General features: G+C 65.3%; 21 protein-coding genes. 14 read left to right on the forward strand and 7 right to left on the reverse strand.

Going from position 1 to position 23351, the window contains the following annotated elements; translation table 11 throughout:
* Nucleotides 1-8 precede the first annotated feature (8 nt).
* The 3 genes from L6637_RS09105 (at nucleotide 9) to L6637_RS09115 (ending at nucleotide 2923) form a co-directional block, all read left to right on the forward strand.
* Nucleotides 9-464, forward strand: a complete 456-nt coding sequence (locus L6637_RS09105; RefSeq protein ID WP_237866747.1) for a VOC family protein — start codon at nucleotides 9-11, stop codon at nucleotides 462-464.
* A gap of 77 nt (nucleotides 465-541) precedes the next feature.
* Complete coding sequence (locus L6637_RS09110; RefSeq protein WP_237866750.1) at nucleotides 542-1315, forward strand: ribonuclease HII; 774 nt, start codon at nucleotides 542-544, stop codon at nucleotides 1313-1315.
* Between the two features lie 99 nt (nucleotides 1316-1414).
* The gene (locus L6637_RS09115; RefSeq protein ID WP_237870208.1) at nucleotides 1415-2923 is read left to right on the forward strand and encodes a glycosyltransferase family 39 protein; all 1509 of its coding nucleotides are present in this window, start codon (nucleotides 1415-1417) and stop codon (nucleotides 2921-2923) included.
* A gap of 115 nt (nucleotides 2924-3038) precedes the next feature.
* Here L6637_RS09115 and L6637_RS09120 read toward each other — a convergent pair whose 3' ends face one another.
* Nucleotides 3039-3848 carry a uracil-DNA glycosylase gene (locus tag L6637_RS09120; protein WP_237870210.1) on the reverse strand — a complete coding sequence of 270 codons (810 nt, stop codon included), beginning with the start codon at nucleotides 3846-3848 and terminating at the stop codon, nucleotides 3039-3041.
* 136 nt (nucleotides 3849-3984) lie between these two features.
* Between L6637_RS09120 and L6637_RS09125 the strand changes: the two genes are divergently transcribed.
* The 3 genes from L6637_RS09125 (at nucleotide 3985) to L6637_RS09135 (ending at nucleotide 8670) form a co-directional block, all read left to right on the forward strand.
* Nucleotides 3985-5646 (forward strand): electron transfer flavoprotein-ubiquinone oxidoreductase, encoded by a 1662-nt coding sequence (locus L6637_RS09125; protein ID WP_237870212.1) that lies wholly within the window; start codon nucleotides 3985-3987, stop codon nucleotides 5644-5646.
* A gap of 313 nt (nucleotides 5647-5959) precedes the next feature.
* Complete coding sequence (locus L6637_RS09130) at nucleotides 5960-7756, forward strand: tetratricopeptide repeat protein (protein WP_237866755.1); 1797 nt, start codon at nucleotides 5960-5962, stop codon at nucleotides 7754-7756.
* Between the two features lie 29 nt (nucleotides 7757-7785).
* Nucleotides 7786-8670 carry a 4-(cytidine 5'-diphospho)-2-C-methyl-D-erythritol kinase gene (locus L6637_RS09135; protein WP_237866756.1) on the forward strand — a complete coding sequence of 295 codons (885 nt, stop codon included), beginning with the start codon at nucleotides 7786-7788 and terminating at the stop codon, nucleotides 8668-8670.
* Between the two features lie 141 nt (nucleotides 8671-8811).
* Here L6637_RS09135 and L6637_RS09140 read toward each other — a convergent pair whose 3' ends face one another.
* From L6637_RS09140 to L6637_RS09160, 5 genes are all read right to left on the reverse strand, one after another.
* On the reverse strand, nucleotides 8812-9684 hold the full coding sequence (locus L6637_RS09140) for an alpha/beta fold hydrolase (RefSeq protein WP_237866757.1): 873 nt from the start codon (nucleotides 9682-9684) through the stop codon (nucleotides 8812-8814).
* Nucleotides 9677-10309, reverse strand: coding sequence for a LysE family translocator (locus L6637_RS09145; RefSeq protein ID WP_237866759.1), 633 nt, complete (start codon nucleotides 10307-10309; stop codon nucleotides 9677-9679). The genes L6637_RS09140 and L6637_RS09145 overlap by 8 nt, the downstream gene beginning before the upstream one ends.
* 44 nt (nucleotides 10310-10353) lie before the next feature.
* Nucleotides 10354-11616, reverse strand: coding sequence for a beta-ketoacyl-ACP synthase II (gene fabF / locus L6637_RS09150; protein ID WP_237870214.1), 1263 nt, complete (start codon nucleotides 11614-11616; stop codon nucleotides 10354-10356).
* 1 nt (nucleotide 11617) lies between these two features.
* Complete coding sequence (locus L6637_RS09155; protein ID WP_237866762.1) at nucleotides 11618-12133, reverse strand: winged helix-turn-helix transcriptional regulator; 516 nt, start codon at nucleotides 12131-12133, stop codon at nucleotides 11618-11620.
* Between the two features lie 413 nt (nucleotides 12134-12546).
* Entirely contained in the window at nucleotides 12547-13554 is a 1008-nt protein-coding gene (locus L6637_RS09160) for a polyprenyl synthetase family protein (protein ID WP_237870216.1), read from the reverse strand.
* A gap of 131 nt (nucleotides 13555-13685) precedes the next feature.
* On the opposite strand from L6637_RS09160, the gene L6637_RS09165 reads away from it, so the two are divergent.
* The 6 genes from L6637_RS09165 to glyS all read left to right on the forward strand — a co-directional run bounded on the left by L6637_RS09165 (nucleotide 13686) and on the right by glyS (nucleotide 19326).
* Nucleotides 13686-13913, forward strand: coding sequence for a putative signal transducing protein (locus tag L6637_RS09165; RefSeq protein ID WP_057757173.1), 228 nt, complete (start codon nucleotides 13686-13688; stop codon nucleotides 13911-13913).
* Complete coding sequence (locus tag L6637_RS09170; protein ID WP_237870218.1) at nucleotides 13906-14673, forward strand: tRNA1(Val) (adenine(37)-N6)-methyltransferase; 768 nt, start codon at nucleotides 13906-13908, stop codon at nucleotides 14671-14673. Before L6637_RS09165 ends, L6637_RS09170 begins: the two co-directional genes overlap by 8 nt.
* Nucleotides 14674-14889: 216 nt before the next feature.
* Complete coding sequence (locus L6637_RS09175) at nucleotides 14890-15798, forward strand: S49 family peptidase (RefSeq protein ID WP_237870220.1); 909 nt, start codon at nucleotides 14890-14892, stop codon at nucleotides 15796-15798.
* Nucleotides 15799-15902: 104 nt separating this feature from the next.
* The gene (locus L6637_RS09180) at nucleotides 15903-16094 is read left to right on the forward strand and encodes a hypothetical protein (protein WP_212297600.1); all 192 of its coding nucleotides are present in this window, start codon (nucleotides 15903-15905) and stop codon (nucleotides 16092-16094) included.
* A gap of 185 nt (nucleotides 16095-16279) precedes the next feature.
* Nucleotides 16280-17227, forward strand: coding sequence for a glycine--tRNA ligase subunit alpha (locus L6637_RS09185; RefSeq protein WP_237863372.1), 948 nt, complete (start codon nucleotides 16280-16282; stop codon nucleotides 17225-17227).
* Nucleotides 17227-19326, forward strand: coding sequence for a glycine--tRNA ligase subunit beta (glyS, locus tag L6637_RS09190; protein WP_237870221.1), 2100 nt, complete (start codon nucleotides 17227-17229; stop codon nucleotides 19324-19326). The genes L6637_RS09185 and glyS overlap by 1 nt, the downstream gene beginning before the upstream one ends.
* A gap of 250 nt (nucleotides 19327-19576) precedes the next feature.
* On the opposite strand, the gene L6637_RS09195 is transcribed toward glyS, so the two are convergent.
* On the reverse strand, nucleotides 19577-19930 hold the full coding sequence (locus tag L6637_RS09195) for a DUF1236 domain-containing protein (RefSeq protein ID WP_237863374.1): 354 nt from the start codon (nucleotides 19928-19930) through the stop codon (nucleotides 19577-19579).
* Between the two features lie 223 nt (nucleotides 19931-20153).
* Between L6637_RS09195 and L6637_RS09200 the strand changes: the two genes are divergently transcribed.
* Nucleotides 20154-20309: a DUF3096 domain-containing protein gene (locus L6637_RS09200; protein WP_128953280.1), complete on the forward strand. Its 156-nt coding sequence runs from the start codon at nucleotides 20154-20156 to the stop codon at nucleotides 20307-20309.
* Nucleotides 20310-20404: 95 nt separating this feature from the next.
* On the forward strand, nucleotides 20405-23332 hold the full coding sequence (gene ppdK / locus L6637_RS09205; RefSeq protein ID WP_237870223.1) for a pyruvate, phosphate dikinase: 2928 nt from the start codon (nucleotides 20405-20407) through the stop codon (nucleotides 23330-23332).
* Nucleotides 23333-23351 lie beyond the last annotated feature (19 nt).

Raw genomic sequence — 23351 nt, forward strand, 5'->3', positions numbered from 1 at the left:
GGTATGTGATGAGTAAGGATCTGCCGGCCCCGATACCGCGGCTCACGGTGATCACGCTTGGTGTGCGCGACATCCGCGCCAGCATCGCCTTCTACGATGCGCTCGGCTTTTCGCGCCGGCTCAAGGTTACGGGTGAAGCCGTTGCGTTCTTCGATACCGGTGGTCCCGTGCTTGGCCTGTTTCCCTGGGATCAGCTCGCTGACGACACCAGGCTGCCGGACCAGCCGAGGCCGACAACCTTCCGCGGTGTCACGCTTGCCTGGAACTGCGCTTCGCGGGAGGAGGTCGATACCGTGCTGGCGTTTGCGCTTTGTAAGGGCGCCACGCTGCTGAAGGCCGCACATGAGACCGATTACGGCGGCTATTCCGGCTATTTCGCCGACCCCGACGGCCATCCCTGGGAGGTCGTTGTCGCGCCCGGCATCGAGGTCGGCGACGACCGGCGGGTGCATCTGGCGGAGTAGAGCGGTCCGTCTGAATAACGGGAATTGCGCGGGGTTCCCGGTTGCGCGGGCGAGCCGGCTTGCGCACGATCCCGGCCATGATTCGGGACAAGTCCGCCAAGAAGCCGGCCAAAGATGCGCCAGAGAAGGCCGCTGAGAAGAAGGCTGCGCCTGCCAAGGCGAGCTTCCGCCGCGAGCGCGCGCTGATCAAGCGCGGCATCTGGCCGGTCGCGGGCTGCGACGAGGCCGGCCGCGGGCCGCTCGCCGGCCCCGTGGTGGCCGCCGCCGTGATTCTCGACCCCGACCGCATCCCGCGCGGCATCGACGATTCCAAGCGGTTGACCGGCGAAGAGCGCGAAAAACTGTTCGAGAAGATCTGCGCCACCGCGCAAGTCTCGGTCGCCGTCGCCTCGCCCGCGCGGATCGACCGCGACAACATTTTGCGGGCCTCGCTCTGGGCGCTGAAGCGCGCGGTGGTCGCGCTGCCCGAGGCGCCCAGGCACGTCTTCGTCGACGGCCGCGACCGGCTCGATACGTCTTGCGACTGCGAGGCCGTGATCGGCGGCGACGGCATCGTGCTCTCGATCGCGGCCGCCTCCATCGTCGCCAAGGTGACGCGCGACCGGCTGATGTGCGCGCTGGCGCAGGATTGCCCCGGCTACGGCTTCGAGCAGCACAAGGGCTATGGCGTGCCCGAGCATCTCGACGCGCTCGATCGCCTCGGCCCGACCGTCCACCACCGCAGCTTCTTCGCCCCGGTCGCCGCTGCCCGTGCCAAGCACATGCCCTGGACCGTCGAGCCGGTGCAGGATCTGTTCTCCGTCACCGAGGTCGAGACCTCAGTTGAAATCGAGGCTTCAGCGGGCCTCTAGAGCAGACCGCCGTTGCCACGGCGCGTGGCGCCCTTTATCAAAACGGGTGTGAGCGAATAGGGCCGGCTGGACGGGTTGGCTGCATCTTTCGGGCGTTGCATGCGGTTTACCTCCCTGGTCATCGAGCTCATTCGCGCCCGGCCGCGGTTGATCGTCTGGATTGCCGTGCTGCTGCAGGCCGCGATGTGGCTGCTGGTGGCGCTGCTGTTCTATCGCAGTCCGCCCGGCAGCCTGGCGACCCTGCTGGCCTATGGCCGCGAATATCGGGTCGGCACTGATCTCGGCCCGCCGCTGTCGATCTGGCTCGCGGACATTGCCTATCGCGTGGCAGGCGGCCATGTGTTCGGCGTCTACGTCCTTGCCGAGCTCTGCGAGATCGCGACCTTCATCACGCTCTATCATCTGTCGCGGGCCGTGGTGGGTACCCAGCAGGCGGTTCTCGCCGTGCTCCTGACCATGACGGTGCTGGCCTTCTCCTCGTCCGCGCTCGACTTCGGCCCCCTGGTCCTCGCCCGGCCGCTCTGGGCGTTGCTGCTGCTGCATTCCTGGCAGATCATCGGCCAGCGCCGCGGTAATGCCTGGTTCGCCTGGTCGATCGAGGCGGGCCTTCTGCTCCTGACCACGCCGGCTGCGATCTTCCTGCTCGCGCTGCTCGTCATCTTCGCGCTGTCGACCGCCGGCGGCCGCCGGACCTTGCGCGCGCTCGATCCGTTGTTCGCGCTCGTCGTCGTGGCCGTGCTGGCGCTGCCCTATGCGGTCTGGCTGATGCGCGCCCAAACTCTTGTGCTGCCGGCCTTGCCGCAACTGGCCGACCTCAGTGCCCGTGCGATCCACGCCGTCTGGCTGCTCGGCGGGCTGGTGTTCGGCGCCATCGCGGTCCCGGTGCTGAGCTTCCTCAACACACCCCTGTTCGCCGGCAAGAGTGAGGAGGCGCCGATCATCTACCGGCCGCCGGTCGAGCCGCTCGCACGCAACTTCGTCTATTTCTTTGCGCTCGCGCCGGCGCTCGGTGCGGTCCTGATCTCCGGCCTGTTTTGGCTCGAGACTGTGGTCGGCGGTGCCGGCGTCGTGCTGGTCATGTCGGGCCTCGCCATGGTCGTAATGGCGGGCGATCTCATCGCCATGCGCCGCGCGCGGATGTTGCGCACGGTATGGGCGGCGGCCGTCATCGCCCCTGCCGCCGGCGTCGTCCTGGCGGTATTGTTCATGCCCTGGACCGGCACCGGCGAGATTGCGACCTCGATGCCGGCGCACGCGATCTCGGATTTCTTCGACGAGAGCTTTGCCCGCCGCACCAACCATCGCCTGCGCGCGGTCGCCGGCGAGACGCAGCTTGCAAGCCTGATCACGCTGCATTCCGGCCGGCCACACCTCTTCATCGATGCTGATCCGGGGCGCACACCCTGGATGTCACAGGCGAAATTCAGCGAGAGCGGCGGCGTCGTGGTCTGGCGCGCGTCCGACACCGCCGGCACCCCGCCGCCCGAAATCCTCGCGCGCTTCCCGGGCATCGTGCCCGAAGTGCCGCGGGCCTTCGAATGGCTGGTCAATGGCCGTCAGGGATTGTTGCGCATCGGCTGGGCGATCGTGCGGCCGAAGGGGGCGTAGGTCGCTCTCTCCATTCGTCATTGCGAGCGCAACGAAGCAATCCGGACTGTCTCCGCGGAAAGACTCTGGATTGCCTCGCTGCGCTCGCAACGACGGGGATAGGCCGTTCTGCCTCTCACGAGCCTTGCGCCAACACCTTCGCAATCGCCCGCAGATCCTGCCAGGCCAGCCGCTTGTACGACGGCGAGCGCAACAGATAGGCCGGGTGGAAGGTCGGCAGCGCGCGGATGGTGCGCTGGCCGGTGTCGTAATCAAACCAGCGCCCGCGCGTGCGCATGATGCCTTCGCGCGTCGAGAGCAGCGTCTGCGTCGAGGGATTGCCGAGCGTCACCAGCATGTCGGGGTTCACCAACTCGATATGACGCTGGATGAAGGGCAGGCAGATCTGCGTCTCCTGCGGCGTCGGCGTGCGATTGCCGGGCGGGCGCCAGGGGATGACGTTGGTGATGTAGGCGGTGGTGCGGTTGAGCCCGATCGCGCCGATCATCAGATCGAGCAGCTTGCCGCTGCGTCCCACGAACGGCAGTCCTTCGATGTCCTCGTCGCGGCCCGGCGCTTCGCCGACGAACATGATGCGCGCCTGCGGATTGCCATCGGCGAACACCAGCCGCGTCGCGGTGTGTTTTAGCGCGCAGCCTTCGAAATTTTGCATCAGCTCGCGCAGCGCCTCGAGCGTCGGCGCAGTGCGCGCGGCCTCGCGCGCCGAGGCGATCGCAACGTCGGGCGCCGGTGCGGCCTCGCCGCGTATCACCGCAGGCGCGGCGACAGGCCGCGGCGCTTGAACCGCCGCTACGCGCGGGGCCGGCGGCGGGGCGTCTAATTCCGCCAGGCGGTCGACCGGTTCCTCCGCGAGCGCGCAATCGACACCGGCCTCCAGATAGAAGGCGAGAAGCTCTCGAACGGTGGGTGCGGGCTCGGTGATCATTGGGAAAGTCTGACTATTAGTTCATCTTAAGGCGCCTTGCATCCCAGCGGAACGCATTTCCGTGGTTGTCCTACCCGGAAAAATCGGAAACAAGGGGGCGCAAATGACAAGGAACCGTCTCAAGGGCTGAGATCAGATGAGCACCGAAGAACTTCCCCCGCGCGAATCCATGGAATTCGACGTCGTCATCGTCGGCGCCGGCCCCTCGGGTCTGGCCGCGGCGATCCGGCTGAAGCAGATCAATGCCGATCTCAACGTCGTCGTGGTGGAGAAGGGCTCCGAGGTCGGTGCGCACATTCTCTCCGGCGCCGTGATCGATCCGGCCGGGCTCGACAAGCTGATTCCGGACTGGCGTGAGGATGCGGATTGTCCGCTGAAGACGCAGGTCAAGGACGACCGCTTCTACTGGATGACGACCGGCGGCGCGATCAAGCTGCCGAACTTCATGATGCCGCCGCTGATGAACAATCATCACTGCTATATCGGCTCGCTCGGCAATGTCTGCCGCTGGCTGGCGCGCAAGGCCGAGGCGCTCGGCGTCGAGATCTATCCGGGCTTTGCCGCCGCGGAAGTGCTCTATGACGACAAAGGCGCGGTGAAGGGCATCGCCACCGGCGACATGGGCATCGGCCGCGACGGCAAGCCCAAGGACTCCTTCACCCGCGGCATGGAGCTGCTCGGCAAGTACACGCTGTTCGCCGAGGGCGCGCGGGGCAGCCTGACCAAGCAGCTGATCGCAAAGTTCGCGCTTGATGCCAAGAGCGAGCCGTCGAAGTTCGGCATCGGCCTCAAGGAAGTCTGGCAGATCGATCCCGCCAAGCATCAGAAGGGCATGATCCAGCATTCGTTCGGCTGGCCGCTCGATCTGAAGACTGGCGGCGGATCGTTCCTCTATCATTACGACGACAACCTCGTCGCGGTCGGCTTCGTCGTGCATCTCAACTACGACGATCCGTATCTGTCGCCGTTCGATGAGTTCCAGCGATTCAAGACGCATCCGTCGATCCGCGGCACCTTCGAAGGTGCCAAGCGTCTTGCCTATGGCGCGCGTGCCATCACCGAGGGCGGCTATCAATCGGTGCCGAGGTTGACCTTCCCCGGTGGCGCGCTGGTCGGTTGCGCTGCCGGCTTCGTCAACGTGCCGCGCATCAAGGGCGTGCACAATGCGATGGGCACCGGCATGCTGGCGGCCGAGCATGTCGCGGCCGCGCTCGCCGCCGATCGTGCCAATGACGAGGTCGTCGACTACGAGAATGCCTGGCGGTCCTCGTCGGTTGGCAAGGACCTGTTCCTGGTCCGCAACGTCAAGCCGCTGTGGTCGAAGTTCGGCACCGTGCTCGGCGTCGCGCTCGGCGGCTTCGACATGTGGTTCAACACGCTGTTCGGCACCTCGCTGTTCGGCACGCAGTCGCATGCCAAGCCCGATCGCTCGACGCTCGATCCGGCCGAGCAGCACGCGCCGAAGAACTACCCGAAGCCGGATGGCAAGATCTCCTTCGACAAGCTGTCCTCGGTGTTCCTGTCCAACACCAACCATGAGGAAGACCAGCCGGTCCATCTCCGGGTCGCCGACATGAACCTGCAGAAGACCTCCGAGCATGACATCTTCGCCGGTCCATCGAACCGCTATTGCCCGGCCGGCGTCTATGAGTGGGTCGAGGAGGGTGCGGCGCCGCGCTACCAGATCAACGCGCAGAACTGTGTCCACTGCAAAACCTGCGACGTGAAGGACCCCAACGGCAACATCACCTGGGTTCCCCCGGAGGGCGGCGGCGGGCCGAACTACGAGGCGATGTAAAGGGACCTCGGGTTACAAAACGTGACCTGGCGCACGTTCGCGTGAGAACGGGCACACCATGGGTGCCCCCGGGAGCATCACCGGGGCTCCCGGCCACGATAAGGCCATAGTACCGTCGTCTTGGGGCTCTCTTGGCGGTCACTTGGCCGATTTGGGGCGTGCGGAGGGGGATCGCCCGGTCCGAATCCTTGCGGTGAAGCGCCAAAAGCGGCATTGTCCGGACCCGACGGTTCCGGGTCACATGTTGCCGGCCGCGCGTGCGAGACGGCCTTTTGCTTCAAACCCAGGCACTACCAACTCAAGGCGAGCCCTGATGTTTTCAAATCGTTTCACCCGCTGGACTGCTGCTGCCATCGCCCTTGCCGGTTCTGCGATCGTGGCGGTCCCCGGTGCGGTGCTGGCGCAGACGCCGGACCACCCGGCCGACACGGCGGCGCAGTTTCCGACCCGAAACGATCTGAAGTCGCTCACCACCGCCGGCAGCTATCTCGCCGCCCGCCACGCCAGCGTCGAGCGCGATGCGACCTCCGCCGCCGCTTTCTACCGCTCCGCGCTGCGGACCGACCCCAAGAACAACGAGCTGCTCGACCGTGCCTTCATCTCCTCGGTCGACGACGGCGACATCGAAGAAGCGGTCAAGCTCGCCGAGCGCATCCTTACCATCGACAAGACCAATCGCGTCGCGCGCCTGGTGGTCGGTGTGCATGATCTGAAGCTGAAGAAATATCCGAGCGCGCAAAGCAACATCAACCAGTCGATTCGCGGACCCATCACCGATCTCGTCGCGACGCTGCTGTCCGGCTGGGCCGCCTATGGCGCCGGCGATGCCAAGGGCGCGGTTGCGACCATCGACAAGCTGGCGGGCCCGGAATGGTACCCGCTGTTCAAGGATTTGCACGCCGGCATGATCCTCGAGAACGCCGGCAAGGAGAAGGACGCGGGCGTCCGCTTCGAGCGCGCCTACAAGCTCGACGATTCCATGCTGCGCGTGACGGAAGCCTATGCGCGCTGGCTGTCGCGCAACAAGGACGCGGCCTCGGCGACCGCGGTCTACGAAGCCTTCGACAAGAAGCTCGCCCGCCATCCGCTGATCGTGGAGGGTCTGCGCGAGACCAAGGCCGGCAAGAAGATGCCCTCGCTGGTCGATTCTGCGCAGGCCGGTGCGGCCGAGGCGCTTTACGGCATCGGCGCCACCCTGACCCGCCGAGGCGGTGAGGATCTGGCGCTGGTCTATCTCCAGCTTGCGCTCTATCTGCAGCCCAGCCATCCGCTGGCCCTGCTCTCGCTCGCCGACCTCTACGAATCGGTGAAGCGGCCGCAGATGGCGATCAAGATCTACGAGCGCGTCCCCTCATCCTCGCCGTTGAAGCGCAACGCGCAGATCCAGCTTGCTATTGATCTGGATTCCGCCGACCGCAGCGACGAGGCGATCAAGATCCTCAAGGGCGTGATCTCGGAGGACTCCAAGGACATCGAAGCGATTATGGCGCTCGGCAATCTCGAGCGCGGCCGCAAGAAGTTCGGCGACTGCGGTGCGACCTATTCGCAGGGCATCGACGTGCTGCCTGCAGGCAACGACAAGGCCAACAGCGTCTGGTACTATTATCGCGGCATCTGTGAGGAGCGCTCCAAGCAGTGGGGCAAGGCCGAGGCCGACATGAAGAAGGCGCTCGAGCTGCAGCCCGACCAGCCGCATGTCCTCAACTATCTCGGCTATTCCTGGATCGACCAGGGCGTGAACCTCGACGAAGGCATGAAGATGATCAAGCGTGCCGTCGAGCAGCGTCCCGACGACGGCTACATCGTCGACTCTCTCGGCTGGGCCTATTACCGCATCGGCAACTACGAAGAGGCGGTGAAGAACCTCGAGCGCGCGATCGACCTGAAGCCCGAGGATCCCACCATCAACGACCATCTCGGCGATGCCTATTGGCGCGTCGGCCGCACGCTGGAAGCCAAATTCCAGTGGGCGCATGCCCGCGACCTCAAGCCCGAGCCGGACGATCTGCCGAAGATCGAAGCCAAGATCGCCAACGGCATGACGGATGACAGTTCGAATTCTTCCGCCGCGCAGGCGGACAAGAAGAAAGACGACGGCAAGGGCGGCTAATCTCGTTAAGTTCTGGGGGCGTATCGCCGATGCCGGCGTTGATTGAAGAAGGGCGCGCGAAGGTCAATTTGAGCCTTCGCGTGGTCGGCCGTCGTGCCGACGGCTATCATGATCTCGAAAGCGTGGTTGCGTTTGCCGATTGTGCCGACCGACTGACGCTGGAGCCGGGCGGTGAGCTCAAGCTCGCCACCACAGGGCCGCTCGCGGCGGCCTGCGGCGAGACCTCAGACAATCTCGTGTTCAAGGCCGCCAAGCTGCTGGCGGACGCGGTGCCGAATCTGAAGCTCGGTGCCTTCGCGCTCGATAAGGTCTTGCCGGTCGCGGCCGGTATCGGCGGCGGCTCGGCCGACGCGGCCGCGGCGCTGCGCCTGCTCGCGCGTCTCAACAATTTGCCGCTCGACGATCCCCGCCTTCAGAAGGTCGCGCTGGCAACCGGTGCCGACGTGCCGGTATGCCTGCTCTCGCGCGCCTGTGACATGACTGGCGTCGGCGAGCAGCTGTTGCCGCTGGCGTTGCCGAGCATGCCCTGCGTGATGGTCAATCCGCGCGTGCCGGTTGCGACAAAGGACGTGTTCAAGGCCCTTGGCCTGCGCAATGGCGAACTCCTGGTCGGGGCCACCTCGGTCCTCGGAGCTCCGGCCTGGCCGGAAGAGGGCGCCACCATTGCTGACTGGGTCGACGTTCTCGAAACGGTGGCCAACGATCTCGAAGCGCCTGCGATGCGCATCGAGCCCGTGATCGGCGACGTGCTGAGCGCCTTGCGCGACTCGACCGGCGTCAAGCTGGCGCGGATGTCCGGCTCCGGAGCGACGTGCTTTGCGATATACGGTGCGCCCGCTGACGCGCATGCCGCCGCAGAGAAGATTCGGCGCGACCACCCCGGCTGGTGGGTGCATGCGGGGACGCTGAGCTAAGTATTTCCCCGGCGACGGTCTCGTAGGGTGGGCAAAGCGACTTGTCCGCCGTAGCTCGAAGAGCGAAGGCGGAAGCGTGCCCACGCATTTTTTTGCGATTGAGAGAGGCGGGGGCACGGCGCAAGGGCGCCTTTGCTCACCCTACGGTAGCTCGCCAAGCCCTAGAAACTGCCTGATCTCACCCAGCACTTCTTCCGGCTTGTCGTGTTGCAACCAGTGCCCGGCACCGGCGATGGTTGCGATGCGCGCCTGCTGGAAATAGCGCTCCAGGCCCGCTGAGCGCGCGCCGGCGAGAAAGCTTTCGCCAGCGTTCAACAGCAGCGTCGGGCACGTGATGCGCGACCACAGCGCGATGTGATCGTCCGGCCAGAGCCGGTGCGGCGCCGAAACGCGCTGGTAGGGATCGAACTTCCAGCTATAGGTGCCGTCCTCGTTCCGTCGCGCGCCATGCGTGGCAAGATGCAGCGCGAGGTCGCGGGTGAGGCGCTTGTTGTGAAGCACCATCTGCGCCGCGGCATCCTCGAGCGTCGCATAGCGGCGCGCCGTTCGGTCGTGCAGCCTGTCGAGCTGGCTGACCCATTTACCGATGCGTTCATGCGTCGGCGGCTTGGGTGAATCGGGTAGCATCGTCACGCCATCGAGCACGACGAGCTTGTCGACCAGTTCGGGGAACGCCCCCGAGAAAATCAGGCTCACCATGCCGCCCATCGAATGGCCGATCAGCGTCACGCGCGGCGCTGCAATGCTGCGGACGAGCTGGACGAGATCGTAGACATATTCGGTCAGCGCGTAGCTGCCGCCTCTGGTCCAGTCGGAATCGCCGTGGCCGCGCAGATCGGGCGCGATCACATGGAAGTGCGGCTGCAGCGAGCCGGCGATGGCGTCCCAGCTCCGGCAATGATCGCGGCCGCCATGCACCAGGATGAGCGGCGGCGCGCCCGCGTTGCTCCAATCGGCATAATGCAGTTGCAGGCCGTGCGATTCATAGAAGCGGCTTTGCGGGGCGCTAGCCATTTGCCGGCCGCCGTGCCAGCGCGAGCGAGAGACCGAGGCCGGCGATGAAGATGCCAGACCCCTGCGTTAGGCGCCGCATCAGACGCGGCCGCCCGATCAGTTGTGTGCGGGTCGCGGATGCCATCAGCACCACGACGATGTCGGCGAGCGTGTTCAGCGCCACCGAGATGGCGCCGAGCAGGATGAACTGCAGCGTGGGGCTCGTACCCGCCGGATCGATGAATTGCGGAATGAAGGCGAGGAAGAATGCCGCGGTCTTCGGATTGAACGCCTCGATCAGCACGCCGTCACGGAATGCGCGCTTGTCGCCGACAGGCTCGCTCTCAAGCGACAGCATCCGGCTTGCACCACGAAATGTCTTGATGCCGAGCCAGATCAGATAGAGCGCACCGACGAATTTGACGGCGGCGAACAACTCGGCGCTGGCCAGGATGACCGCGGAGATGCCGAGGCCGCCGGCGATGACATGAACCAGTCCGCCCAGCGCCGTGCCGGCGGTCGAGGCAAAGCCGCCGGCGCGCCCCTCCGACAATGTTCGCGCCGCGACGTAGAAGATGCCGGGGCCCGGAATGGCGGCAATGACGAGGGCGGCAGCGAGGAATAGCCAAAAATTCGTTTCGCTCATCCTGCCTTGGTAGCGATGCCGTGCGCGATTGCAAGCCCGGTCCGCTAGCCTATGCGGCGGAAGATCGCGCTGGCGTTGACCCCGCCGAAGCCGAAGCCGTTGGAGATCGCGTGCTGCATCGGCATGGGACGTGCAGCACCGGCAACGATATCGATCCCTTCCGCACCCGCATCCGGATTTTCGAGATTGAGGGTCGGCGGCGTGATCTGGTCGCGCAGGGCAAGCACGGTGAAGATCGCCTCCAGTCCGCCGGCGGCGCCGAGCAGATGGCCGGTGGCCGATTTGGTCGCACTGACCGCGATGGATTTGTTGCGGCCGAACAGCGCGCCGATCGCGCCAAGCTCGCTCTCGTCGCCGGCAGGCGTTGAGGTCGCATGGGCGTTGAGATGCTGCACATCGGCGGGCGCAAGCTTCGCCTGCCGGAGCGCGATCTCCATGGCGCGGCGGGCGCCGTCGCCATCGGGCGGCCCCGACGTCATGTGATAGGCGTCGGCAGTGGTGCCATATCCCACAAGCTCGGCGATCGGTGTGGCGCCGCGCGCCAGCGCATGTTCCAGCTCCTCGATCACCAGTATGCCGGAGCCTTCGCCCATGACGAAACCGTCGCGGTCGCGATCGAACGGGCGTGAGGCACGCATGGGCTCGTCGTTGAAGGAGCTCGACAGCGCGCGGGCCGCCGCAAAGCCGCCGAGGCTGACGATGTCGATGCAGGCCTCCGCGCCGCCGCAGATTGCGACATCGGCTTCGCCCGCGCGGATGATGCGTGCGGCATCGCCGATCGCCTGCGCGCCGGCGGCGCACGCGGTGACCGGCGTGCCCAGCGCGCCCTTGTAGCCGTATTTGATCGAGACGTGGCCGGCGGCGAGGTTGGCGAGGAACGAGGGGATCGTGAACGGCGACAGCCGGCGCGGGCCGCGTTGCTCGGTGATGCGCACGGCCTCCGCCATCGCGGGAAAACCGCCTACGCCGGAGCCGATGATCGTCGCGGTGCGCTCCTGTGCAGATGCATCCTGTGGCGTCCATTTGGCCTGCGCGACGGCTTCCGCGGTGGCGAGCAGCGCGAACAGGATGAAGCGGTCCATCTTGCGCTGATCCTTTGGCGCAGCGGCGTCGGCCGGATCGAAGCCGCCGTCGGCATCATCGGCTTTGTCGGGTACGAGACCGGCAATGCGCGCGGGCAATGCCTGCGACCATTGAGGCAGCGGGCGCAGCCCGCTTTGACCCGCGAGCAGCCGGCGCCAGGATATCTCGACACCACAGCCGAGCGGCGATACCGCGCCCATTCCAGTCACGACGATACGACGCATGTCAGTCTCCAGCCGGTGCGAGGTCCGGGTTCATAGCTTTGAGCAAGGTGAGCCGTCGCCGCATCAGGCGGCTCGCGGCAGGACCGGCAACCACCACCGCATTGGCGAGCGTGATCGGCTGTCGCTCGGCGGCGTCGACCACGACCGGATCGAGTGGCCGAAGATCGTTCCTGTCGGCCAGCAGGATGGATTCACCCTTCGGCGCGAGATGCTTGTTGCCCCAGGCGAGCAGCGTTGCGATCACGGGAAAGAAATCCCGCGCCTTGTCCGTCAGCACATATTCGCAACGCGGCGGCCGCTCCTGATAGCGGCGGCGGACGAACATGCCGGTCTTGGTGAGATGGGCGAGGCGCCGCGACAGGATGTTCGGCGCGATGCCGAGATTGCGCTCGAACTCGTCGAACCGCGTCGAGCCCTGCAAGGCGTCCCGCAGGATCAGGATGCTCCACCATTCCCCGACCGTCTCGACGGCGCGGCCGACCGGACATTCCTGGATGGAAGGCAATTTGGGCTGCATGGCGGGGAAGGTAGGAGAGTAACTTGCGAAATGCAAGTAACTATACGCGCTCCTGCTCCGGACGCAGCGCATCGCGTTTTCAGCGGTGCGCTGCAGAGCCGGGGTCCATGTTGCTGATCACTGGATGTCGCGTAGGTCCCGGCTCTGCGCACCAACGCAAACGGCGCTGTAGCGTCGTCCGGGACACGGGAGTTGAGCGACGGCTGTGCGCCGTACTCCGTCATTGCGAGCGCACATATCCATCACCGTCACCCTGAGGTGCTCCCCTCTTCGGCGAGCCTCGAAGAGCGACGGCCCGGCTGCATCCGGGCCGTACATCCTTCGAGGCTCCTCATGGGACGCATTGCGTCCCGTGCCTCGCGCCTCAGGACGACGGTGCTAAGAGCAGTGCAGATCGATAGAGCTCGCCGCGCTCAATGCGACCGTGCCAGGCAGAACGCCACCACCTGCTCTAGCGCGCTCTTCATCGGCGAGGACGGGAACAGCGCCAGCGCATCGACCGCCATGGCGCCGTAGTGCTGGGCGCGGCTCAGCGTGTCCTCGAGCGCGCGGTGCTTGTTCATCAGGCCGATGGCGTGGTCGAGATCGGCATCGCCGATCTCGCCGCGCTCCAGCGCCTTGATCCAGAAAGCGCGCTCGGAGTCGTTGCCGCGGCGGAACGCGAGCACGACGGGCAGAGTGATCTTGCCCTCGCGGAAATCGTCGCCGGTGTTCTTGCCGAGTTTGGCGCTCTTGCCGCCATAGTCGAGCACGTCGTCGACCAGCTGGAAGGCGATGCCGAGATTCATGCCGACGGAGCGGCAGGCGGTCTGCTCGGCCTTTGGGCGGTTGGCGATGACGGGGCCGACCTCGCAGGCCGCCGCGAACAGCTCGGCGGTCTTGCCGCGGATCACGGCGAGATATTCGTCCTCGGTGGTCGCCGTGTTCTTGGCGGCGGCAAGCTGCATCACCTCGCCCTCGGCGATTGTCGCGGCCGCTGCGGAGAGGATGTCGAGCGCGCGCAGCGAGCCGACCTCGACCATCATGCGGAAGGCCTGGCCGAGCAGGAAGTCGCCGACCAGCACGCTCGCCTCATTGCCCCAGAGCATGCGGGCCGACAGCTTGCCGCGGCGCATCTCGCTCTCGTCGACGACGTCGTCATGGAGCAGGGTCGCGGTATGCATGAACTCGACGGACGCGGCGAGCTTGATGTGGCCGTCGCCGGTGTAGCCGGCGAGGTTCGCCATCGCCAGCGTCAGCATCGGCCGCAGCCGCTTGCCGCCGGAGGAGATCAAATGGTTGGCGACTTCAGGGATCATGGTCACGTCAGACCCGGTCCGCGACAGGATCGTGGCGTTGACGCGCTCCATGTCGGGGGCCACAAGGGCAACCAGCTCTTCGATCGACGCGCCGGGAGTTTCGAAAGGTACGATGACGGCCACGCCGGTCTCCAATATTTGCCCCGGAGGGGCTATTCTGATGGAAAGACAATAGAAACTGGACGGGGATGCGGCAAGGCCTGTGGAACCATTGACATTTGCCGCTTTCACCCCTTTCAGGCAGGAGGCTCGTCTTGCGTGAATTGGTTCGGACCAACGATATCGTGCTGGTGTCGGCGATCGGCGCGCTGCTCGACGGCGCCAACATCCATCATCTGGTGCTGGACCAGAACATGAGCATCATCGAGGGCTCGCTCGGCGTGCTGCCCAGGCGGATCCTGGTCCATGAGGACGATGCCAGCGAGGCCCGGCAATTGCTGACCGACGCCGGCCTTAGCCACGAACTGCGCGGCGATGATTGACGTCGTCACAGATCTCACCGAGGACGCCTTTCTCGGCGGCCAGCTGCTGCTCAAGCAGAAGCGATCCGGCCACCGGGCAGGGCATGACGCCATCCTGCTTGCCGCTGCGGCCGAGGCCCGCGACGGCGACCGTGTGGTCGATCTCGGCGCCGGCGTCGGCACGGCTGGCCTCGCGCTGGCCCGGCGCGTTGGCGGGATCAAGCTTTGCCTCGTCGAAATCGATCCGGAGCTGGCCGAACTCGCGCGCGCCAATGCGGCCGCGAATGCGATTGCCGCTGATGTGATCGTGCTCGACGTCACCGCGGACGCGCAGGCTTTTGCAGCCCATGGGCTCACGCCTGATAGTGCGGATTGCGTGTTGATGAACCCGCCCTTCAACGATCCCGCGCGGCACCGCGGCTCGCCGGACCAGGCGCGTCACACCGCGCATGTCGCCACGGACGAGACGCTGCATGCCTGGGTGCATGCAGCGCGGCGTATCCTGCGAACGAACGGTGTGCTCACGCTGATCTGGCGCGCAGATGGAATCGCAGATGTCTTGGCAGCGCTGTCACGCGGCTTCGGCAGCCTGTCGATCCTGCCGGTTCATGGCGAAGCGGGACGTCCAGCGATCCGCGTGCTGGTGCGCGCGGTGAAGGGCGGACGGGCGCCGATGCGATTGCTGCCGGGCCTCATGCTCAATGATGAGTCAGGCGTGCCCAAAAAAGAGGTGCGGAATATTCTGGAAGGGAGAGCGGTCTTGCCGCTGGCGGAGCCGTGACGGCTTACTGGGGAAGCGATTCCGACTGCTGTTCTGGCTGGGACGTAAAGCGAATCGCCGTAAAGAGCGCGCCCATCAGCATCAACAGCAGATAGATCTTCATGTCGTTTCCTCCGCTGCCTCATTGCAGCTTCCCAACTGGGATTCTGCAAAACACGTTCCAGGCACCAGCAATGACAGTCGCGTGATAAATAAGGGTTAACCAGAGGTGACGGCATGGCCGAACAATTGAACGATCGCGAGAATTCCGGCCTGGCCGACAAGCTCATGCAATATCTGCCGGCGCGCTTGCGCCCCGGTGCCGCGGTCGTACCGGTGGTGCGGCTGTCGGGCGTCATCGGCGCGGTCACGCCGCTGCGTCCGGGCATGACGCTGGCGGGCCTCGCCCGCGTGCTGGAGCGGGCGTTTTCATACCGGAACGCCAAGGCGGTCGCGCTTGTGATCAATTCGCCGGGCGGCTCGCCGGTGCAGTCGCGCCAGATCTATCTGCGCATCAAGCAGCTCGCGGCGGAGAAGAAGCTGCCTGTGCTGGTGTTCGTCGAGGACGTCGCGGCCTCGGGCGGTTACATGATCGCCTGCGCCGGCGACGAGATCTTCTGCGATCCGTCGTCGATCCTCGGATCGATCGGCGTGGTCGGCGGCAGCTTCGGTTTCCAGGATGCGATCAAGCGGCTCGGCATCGAGCGGCGCCTCTACACGGCAGGCGCCCACAAGGCGATGCTCGATCCGTTCCTGCCCGAAAACCCCGATGACGTCGCCAAGCTGAAGGCTCTCCAGCGCGAGATCCACCAGATCTTCATCGCGCTGGTGAAGGACAGCCGCGGCGCGAGGCTGAAGGGCACGGACGACGTCCTGTTTACGGGCGAATACTGGGCCGGTGAGAGCTCGATCGCGCTGGGGCTCGCCGACGGGATCGGCGATATCCGCTCAACTCTTCGTGCCCGCTATGGCGAGAAGGTTCTCACCCCCGTGATCGCGCAGCCCTCCGGGCTGCTGTCCGGCCTGTTGGGGCGGAAATCGCCCGGCGCGGGCCAGCTTTCGGCCATGGAATCAATGGCTGGGCTACCGGATGAGCTGATCTCGGCCGTCGAGACGCGGGCGATTTGGGCGAAATTCGGGTTCTAGGTTCGGCTCCCCCGCGCCATTTGGTCCGTGCTGAGCCAATTGCGGCGCGGCCCGGACTGCGCGAGAATGTGTGTGGGGGCTGAGCACTACACGAGGATCGACCGATGCCGCCGTTCGTCGCATTTGCGGGCGTTCTGGGTGGGCTTGCCGTGGTCCGCTGGGCCTACAAGACCGCACTCAGGATCAACGAGGAGTTGGAGGAGATGCGCCTGTCGCGCGTCGCGGAGGCCGCCCATATGGGGACCATCCAGACGCTGAAGCGTGACCCCGTGACCGGGGCGTATAGGCCGGGTTAGTACCCTTTTCAGGCCCACCGTCGTTCCGGGGCGATGCAAAGCATCGAACCCGGAATCTCGAGATTCCGGGTTCGCCCTTCGGGCGCCCCGGAATGAGGTTGTTTACCCCCTTTGCCTTGATTCCCATGGCCGCCGTCGATACGGTCCCGCGCGATTCAAAACCCCCGCGAGAGCCTGATCTGACGATGGACGCCTCATTGCCCGCCCATATGCGCCCGGACCGCTCGTTCCAGGGCCTGATCCTGGCCCTGCAGCGCTACTGGGCGGATTACGGCTGCGTGATCCTGCAGCCCTACGACATGGAAGTCGGCGCCGGCACCTTCCATCCTGGGACGACCTTGCGTGCGCTCGGACCGCGGCCGTGGAATGCCGCCTATGTGCAGCCCTCGCGTCGGCCCAAGGACGGCCGCTACGGCGAAAACCCGAACCGGCTCCAGCACTATTACCAGTTCCAGGTCATCCTCAAGCCGTCGCCGCCGAACCTTCAGGAGCTGTACCTGAAGTCGCTCGCCGCGATCGGCATCGACTCCGCCGTCCACGACATCCGCTTCGTCGAGGACGATTGGGAGAGCCCGACGCTGGGCGCCTGGGGCCTTGGCTGGGAGTGCTGGTGCGACGGCATGGAAGTCAGCCAGTTCACCTATTTCCAGCAGGTCGCCGGCGTCGAATGCGCACCGGTTGCGGGTGAGCTCACCTACGGCCTCGAACGCCTCGCCTGTTATCTGCAGGGCGTCGATCGCATCATGGACCTGAACTTCAACGGCCGCGAAGGCGCAGAGAAGGTCAGCTACCGCGATGTGTTCTTCCAGGCCGAGCAGGAATATTCGCGGCACAATTTCGAATATGCCGATACGGCGATGCTTTTCGAGCAGTTCAAGATGGCCGAAGCGGCCTGCAAGAAATACCTCGAGGCTGGCTGGCAGAAAAACTCGGAATCCGGCAAGCGCGAGGCCCATCTGATGGCGCTCCCCGCCTATGACCAGTGCATCAAGGCGAGCCATGTCTTCAACCTGCTCGATGCGCGCGGCGTGATTTCGGTGACGGAGCGACAGAGCTACATCTTCCGGGTTCGCGAGTTGGCGAAAGCCTGCGGCGAAGCCTGGGTGCACACCGAAGCCGGTGGAGCGGCCTGATGCCCGATCTTTTGCTTGAACTGTTTTCCGAAGAAATCCCCGCGCGCATGCAGGCCAAGGCGGCCGACGATTTGCGCCGCCTGGTCACCGACAAGCTCGTCGCCGAGGGCCTGGTCTACGAAGGCACGAAAGCCTTCGCGACGCCGCGCCGTCTTGCGCTCACCGTGCACGGCATCCCCGCGCGTCAGCCTGACCTGAAAACCGAACGCCGCGGGCCCAAAGTCGGCGCCCCCGATGCGGCCGTGCAGGGCTTTCTGAAGGCCACAGGCTTGAAGTCACTGGATGAGGCCAAGATCCAGCGCGACCCGAAGGGCGATTTCTACATCGGATTGATCGAGAAGCCCGGCCGCGACGCCATCGACGTGCTCGCGGAAATCCTGCCCGTGATGATCCGCACCTTCCCCTGGCCGAAATCGATGCGCTGGGGCGCGCGCTCGGCCAAGCCGGGCGCGCTGAGCTGGGTGCGTCCGCTGCACGCGATCACCGCGACCTTCGGCCTCGAGACCGAAGAGCCCGATGTCGTGAAGTTTTCCGTGGACGGCATCGAGGCCGGCCAGACCACCTACGGTCATCGCTTCCTCGCGCCGTCGGCTATTTCCGTCCGCCGCTTCGAGGACTACGAAGCCAAGCTCCTGGACGCGAAGGTCGTGCTCGACGCTGAGCGGCGTAAGGACGCGATCCTCACCGATGCCAAGCAGCTTGCCTTCGCGCAAGGGTTCGAGCTCGTCGAGGACCAAAACCTGCTCGACGAGGTCTCGGGCCTCGTCGAATGGCCGGTCGTGCTGATGGGCTCGTTCGAGCAGGAGTTCTTGAAGACTCCCGACGAGGTGATCCGCGCCACCATCCGTAACAACCAGAAATGCTTCGTGGTCAGGGATCCCAAGACCGGGAGGCTGACCAACAAGTTCGTCCTCACGGCGAATATCGAGGCCACCGACGGCGGCAAGGTCATCGTGTCAGGCAACGAGCGCGTGATCCGCGCGCGGCTGTCGGATGCGAAGTTCTTTTACGAGACCGACCTGAAGACCAAGCTCGAGGATCGTCTGCCGAAGTTCGAGCAGATCGTGTTCCACGAGAAGCTCGGCACGCAGGCCGCACGCATCAAGCGGATCGAGCGTCTCGCCGCCGAGATCGCGCCGCTGGTCGGCGCCGATGTCGTCAAGGCGACGCGTGCCGCGCATCTCGCCAAGGCGGATCTGCTGACCGAAGTCGTCGGCGAATTCCCTGAGGTGCAGGGCCTGATGGGCAAGTACTACGCGCTGGCCCAGGGTGAGGACGCCTCGGTCGCGGCGGCCTGCGAGGAGCACTACAAGCCGCAGGGGCCTGCCGACCGCGTGCCGACCGATCCGGTCAGCGTTGCGGTGGCGCTCGCGGACAAGATCGATACGCTCGTTGGGTTCTGGGCGATCGACGAGAAGCCGACGGGATCGAAGGACCCTTATGCGCTGCGTCGTGCGGCGCTGGGTGTGATCAGGTTGATCGCCGAGAACGCGCTGCGCTTGTCGCTCATGAAGGTGGCCGCGTCCGCGCTCGCCGGCTTGTCGGTGAAGCCCGCCGATGCGGAGAAGCTTCCGAGCGATCTTCTCGCTTTCTTCGCCGACCGCTTGAAAGTCCAGCTTCGCGAGCAGGGCGCGCGTCACGATCTCGTCGACGCCGTGTTTGCGCTCGGCGGCCAGGATGATCTCCTCATGATCGTCCGCCGCGTCGATGCACTCGGCAAGTTCCTGGAGTCCGACGACGGCAAGAATCTGCTCGCTGGCACCAAGCGTGCCAGCAACATCCTCTCGATCGAGGAGAAGAAGGACAAGCGCACGTTCGACGGTGCGCCGGATGCCGCGCTCTACGGCCTCGATGAGGAAAAGGCGCTGGCCAAGGCGATCGGCGAGGTGAGGGCGGAAGCAAGTGCCGCCGTCGCCAAGGAAGACTTCGCCGCCGCGATGAGCGCGATGGCAAAGTTGCGTCCGCCGGTCGATGCGTTCTTCGACAAGGTGCGCGTCAACGACGACGATGCCAAGGTGCGCGAGAATCGTTTGAAACTGCTGAACGAGATCCGCAGCGCCACGCGCGGAGTGGCGGATTTCTCGAAGATCCAGGATTGAGGCGCGGTCGGGCGATAGGAACTACTGTCATTCCGGGGCGCGCCACTTGGCGCGAGCCCGGAATCCATTTCTCCTCGTCATGCGCTGCATGATGGATTCCGGGTTCGCGCTCCGCGCGCCCCGGAATGACGAGAGAAAAAATGCCCCACCCGGCGGGGGGAAGACCGGGCGGGGCCTGATGTCCGATTACACTGCTCGCGCCAGCCTGATTGATGTGACGCGACGGACATCTAGTTGATTTCTGGAAGCGCTAGTTCATCACCTCGACGATGCGCCGCGAGCGCGGCTCGACCAGCACCGTCTCGCCGTTCACGACCGTGTAGCGATACGTCGTCGCACCGAAACGTTGCGGCACGTCATAATAAGTGATGCCGGTTTCAGGTAAGGTGGCACCGACCACGACGCGATCGGGAATGCTGAATGCCGGCACACGTTGCTCGACGACATAGTCCCGGAAAGCCGGCCGCTGCTCGACCGCAATCGTTGGGCCGCTGTCAACGACAACGGGCGCGCGTCCCACTGTGATCCCGGTTTGCGCCTGCGCCGCGATCGGCGCGCTGAGCGCGATGCCAAGCGCTGCGAGGGCGAGAATCCTGTTCCGCATGGGCAACTCCTTCGAATCGATTTCAGCCCGCGCCAGTGGCGCGACCGGTTGCCAATGCTGCGCCGCGCGTGATGTTCCGGAAAAAGCCTTGCCGCATACGCGGCAATTTCGGGCAGTTTTCGCGAAGCCTGGAACCGGGATCAGTCCTTGTGCGTCTCTACGGGCGAAACCCGGTCCGCTATGATCCCGCCGCGATTCGCCTCATCCCACGGAAAGATAGTTCATGCACCTCACCGTCGCCCACATCTCGCCGCTCCTGTCGCTGCTTGCGGGCGTTCTCATCCTGATCATGCCGCGCCTGCTCAACTTCATCGTGGCGATCTTTCTCATCCTCAATGGTGCGATCGGGCTCGGTTTGTTGAAGTGGCTCCATCTCTAGGCTTCACTTTTCGGAACTGTTCGACTTGCGCAGGCCTGCCCAAAGTGGTGTAAGGCGCGCGATTTCCCATTCCTCTCGAAGGTTGTGTGCAAGCTATGGCCAAAGCCGCCTCGAAGCCTAAGAAACTCCCAGCGAAATCAAAGCCTTCCGCCAAGGCGAAAGCCGCGCCGGCCGCCCGCAAGGCGCTCCCCAAGAGCAGCTCTGTGAAGAGCGCCCCAAAGCCGGTCGCCAAGGTTGCCGCGAAGGCTGCGGCCAAGCCGGCCGCTAAGGCTGCGACCAAGGCGGCTGCACCGAAGGTCGCTGCCAAGGCTGCTCCAGCCAAGAGCGCGCCGGCAAAGATCCCGGCCAACAAGTGGGTCTTCACCTTCGGCGACGGCAAGGCCGAGGGCCGGACGGAGATGCGCGACCTGCTCGGCGGCAAGGGCGCCAATCTCGCCGAGATGGCCAATCTCGGCCTGCCGGTGCCTCCGGGCTTCACCATCCCGACCTCGGTCTGCACCTATTTCTACGCCCACGACAAATCCTATCCGAAGGAGCTGCAGTCGCAGGTTGAGAAGGCGCTCGACTATATCGGTAAGTTGACCGGCAAGGTGTTCGGCGACACCAAGAACCCGCTGCTGGTGTCCGTACGTTCAGGCGCGCGCGCCTCGATGCCGGGCATGATGGACACCGTGCTCAATCTCGGCCTCAACGACCAGACGGTGGAAGCGCTGTCCGAGCTCTCCGGCGACCGCCGTTTCGCCTATGACAGCTACCGCCGCTTCATCACCATGTATTCCGACGTGGTGCTCGGCTTCGAGCATCATCACTTCGAGGAAATCCTCGACACCTTCAAGGACAGCCAGGGCTATACGCTCGACACCGACCTCACCGCCGAGGACTGGGTCGACCTGGTCGGCAAGTACAAGGACGCGGTCGCGCGCGAGACGGGCAAGGATTTCCCGCAGGATCCGCATGACCAGCTCTGGGGCGCGGTCGGCGCGGTGTTTTCGTCCTGGATGAATGCGCGCGCGGTGACCTACCGCAAGCTGCACGACATTCCGGAATCCTGGGGCACCGCGGTCAACGTGCAGGCCATGGTGTTCGGCAATATGGGCGAGACCTCGGCAACCGGCGTTGCCTTCACCCGCAACCCCTCGACCGGCGAGAGCAAGCTCTACGGCGAGTTCCTGATCAACGCGCAGGGCGAGGACGTGGTGGCGGGCATCCGCACGCCGCAGGACATCACCGAGGAAGCGCGCAAGGAGTCCGGCTCCGACAAGGCATCGATGGAAGCGGCGATGCCTGAGGCCTTCAAGGAGCTGACGCGGATCTACACGCTGCTCGAGAAGCACTACCGTGACATGCAGGACATGGAGTTCACGGTCGAGCAGGGCAAGCTGTGGATGCTGCAGACCCGCGGCGGCAAGCGCACCGCGAAGGCCGCGCTGCGCATCGCGGTCGAACTCGCCAATGAGGGCCTGATCACCAAGAAGGAAGCGGTGATGCGGATCGATCCCGCTTCGCTCGACCAGCTCCTGCATCCGACCATCGATCCCAACGCCAAGCGCGACGTGATCGCGACCGGCCTGCCGGCATCCCCGGGTGCTGCCTCCGGCGAGATCGTGTTCTCGTCGGACGAAGCGGCCAAGCTCCAGGGCGACGGACGCAAGGTAATTCTGGTCCGCATCGAGACCAGCCCCGAAGACATCCACGGCATGCACGCCGCCGAAGGCATCCTGACCACCCGCGGCGGCATGACCTCGCACGCGGCGGTCGTCGCGCGCGGCATGGGCAAGCCCTGCGTCTCCGGCTGCGGCACCATCCGCGTCGATTACGGCCGCGGCACCATGAGCATCGGCTCGCGCACCTTCAAGGCCGGCGACGTCATCACCATCGACGGTTCGCTCGGCCAGGTGCTGGCCGGCCGCATGCCGATGATCGAGCCGGAACTGTCTGGCGAGTTCGGCACGCTGATGAATTGGGCCGACCAGGTCCGCAAGATCGGTGTCCGCGTCAACGGCGACACGCCTGACGACGCCCGCACCGCGATCAAGTTCGGCGCGGAAGGCATCGGCCTCTGCCGCACCGAGCACATGTTCTTCGAGGAGACCCGCATCCGCACTGTGCGCGAGATGATCCTCTCCGAGGATGAGCAGTCGCGCCGCGCGGCGCTGGCAAAACTCTTGCCGATGCAGCGCGCCGATTTCGTCGAGCTGTTCGAGATCATGAAAGGCCTGCCCGTCACGATCCGCTTGCTCGATCCGCCGCTGCACGAGTTCCTGCCGCACACCCATGCCGAGGTCGAGGAGGTGGCGCGCGCCATGAACACCGATCCGCGGCGTCTGGCTGACCGCGCGCGCGAGCTGTCGGAGTTCAATCCGATGCTCGGCTTCCGCGGCTGCCGTATCGCGATCGCCTATCCCGAGATCGCCGAGATGCAGGCGCGCGCCATCTTCGAGGCCGCGGTCGAGGCCGAGAAGCGCACCGGCAAGGCTGTCGGCCTCGAGGTGATGGTGCCGCTGATCGCGACCAAGGCCGAGCTCGACCTAGTCAAGGCCCGCATCGACGCCACCGCGAAGTCGGTGATGCGAGAGACCAACACCAAGATCGCCTATCAGGTCGGCACCATGATCGAGCTGCCGCGCGCCTGCCTGCTCGCGGAAGAGATCGCCGAGAGCGCCGAGTTCTTCTCGTTCGGCACCAACGACCTGACGCAGACGACCTACGGCATCAGCCGCGACGACGCCGCGAGCTTCCTCGGTCCCTACGTGACCAAGGGCATCCTCTCGATCGATCCCTTCATCTCGCTCGACCAGCAAGGAGTGGGCGAGCTGGTCAAGATCGGCGTCGCGCGCGGCCGCAAGGCGCGCCCGAAGCTCAAGATGGGCATCTGCGGCGAGCACGGCGGCGATCCGGCCTCCGTCGCGTTCTGCCACAACATCGGTCTCGACTATGTGTCGTGCTCACCGTATCGCGTGCCGATCGCGCGCCTGGCTGCCGCGCAGGCCGCGCTCGGCAAGGCGGTTGCGAGCCAAGCGTAAGGACGAGTTGAGTTGTTGA

Source organism: Bradyrhizobium zhengyangense, from assembly GCF_022012435.1.
Lineage (GTDB): Bacteria > Pseudomonadota > Alphaproteobacteria > Rhizobiales > Xanthobacteraceae > Bradyrhizobium > Bradyrhizobium zhengyangense.

Bases quoted from the DNA above. Each gene is read 5' to 3' on its own strand.
- L6637_RS09105 (WP_237866747.1), top strand. From the start codon at position 9: ATGAGTAAGGATCTGCCGGCCCCGATACCGCGGCTCACGGTGATCACG.
- L6637_RS09110 (WP_237866750.1), top strand. From the start codon at position 542: ATGATTCGGGACAAGTCCGCCAAGAAGCCGGCCAAAGATGCGCCAGAG.
- L6637_RS09115 (WP_237870208.1), top strand. From the start codon at position 1,415: ATGCGGTTTACCTCCCTGGTCATCGAGCTCATTCGCGCCCGGCCGCGG.
- L6637_RS09120 (WP_237870210.1), bottom strand. From the start codon at position 3,848: ATGATCACCGAGCCCGCACCCACCGTTCGAGAGCTTCTCGCCTTCTAT.
- L6637_RS09125 (WP_237870212.1), top strand. From the start codon at position 3,985: ATGAGCACCGAAGAACTTCCCCCGCGCGAATCCATGGAATTCGACGTC.
- L6637_RS09130 (WP_237866755.1), top strand. From the start codon at position 5,960: ATGTTTTCAAATCGTTTCACCCGCTGGACTGCTGCTGCCATCGCCCTT.
- L6637_RS09135 (WP_237866756.1), top strand. From the start codon at position 7,786: ATGCCGGCGTTGATTGAAGAAGGGCGCGCGAAGGTCAATTTGAGCCTT.
- L6637_RS09140 (WP_237866757.1), bottom strand. From the start codon at position 9,684: ATGGCTAGCGCCCCGCAAAGCCGCTTCTATGAATCGCACGGCCTGCAA.
- L6637_RS09145 (WP_237866759.1), bottom strand. From the start codon at position 10,309: ATGAGCGAAACGAATTTTTGGCTATTCCTCGCTGCCGCCCTCGTCATT.
- fabF (WP_237870214.1), bottom strand. From the start codon at position 11,616: ATGCGTCGTATCGTCGTGACTGGAATGGGCGCGGTATCGCCGCTCGGC.
- L6637_RS09155 (WP_237866762.1), bottom strand. From the start codon at position 12,133: ATGCAGCCCAAATTGCCTTCCATCCAGGAATGTCCGGTCGGCCGCGCC.
- L6637_RS09170 (WP_237870218.1), top strand. From the start codon at position 13,906: ATGATTGACGTCGTCACAGATCTCACCGAGGACGCCTTTCTCGGCGGC.
- L6637_RS09175 (WP_237870220.1), top strand. From the start codon at position 14,890: ATGGCCGAACAATTGAACGATCGCGAGAATTCCGGCCTGGCCGACAAG.
- L6637_RS09180 (WP_212297600.1), top strand. From the start codon at position 15,903: ATGCCGCCGTTCGTCGCATTTGCGGGCGTTCTGGGTGGGCTTGCCGTG.
- L6637_RS09185 (WP_237863372.1), top strand. From the start codon at position 16,280: ATGGACGCCTCATTGCCCGCCCATATGCGCCCGGACCGCTCGTTCCAG.
- glyS (WP_237870221.1), top strand. From the start codon at position 17,227: ATGCCCGATCTTTTGCTTGAACTGTTTTCCGAAGAAATCCCCGCGCGC.
- L6637_RS09195 (WP_237863374.1), bottom strand. From the start codon at position 19,930: ATGCGGAACAGGATTCTCGCCCTCGCAGCGCTTGGCATCGCGCTCAGC.
- L6637_RS09200 (WP_128953280.1), top strand. From the start codon at position 20,154: ATGCACCTCACCGTCGCCCACATCTCGCCGCTCCTGTCGCTGCTTGCG.
- ppdK (WP_237870223.1), top strand. From the start codon at position 20,405: ATGGCCAAAGCCGCCTCGAAGCCTAAGAAACTCCCAGCGAAATCAAAG.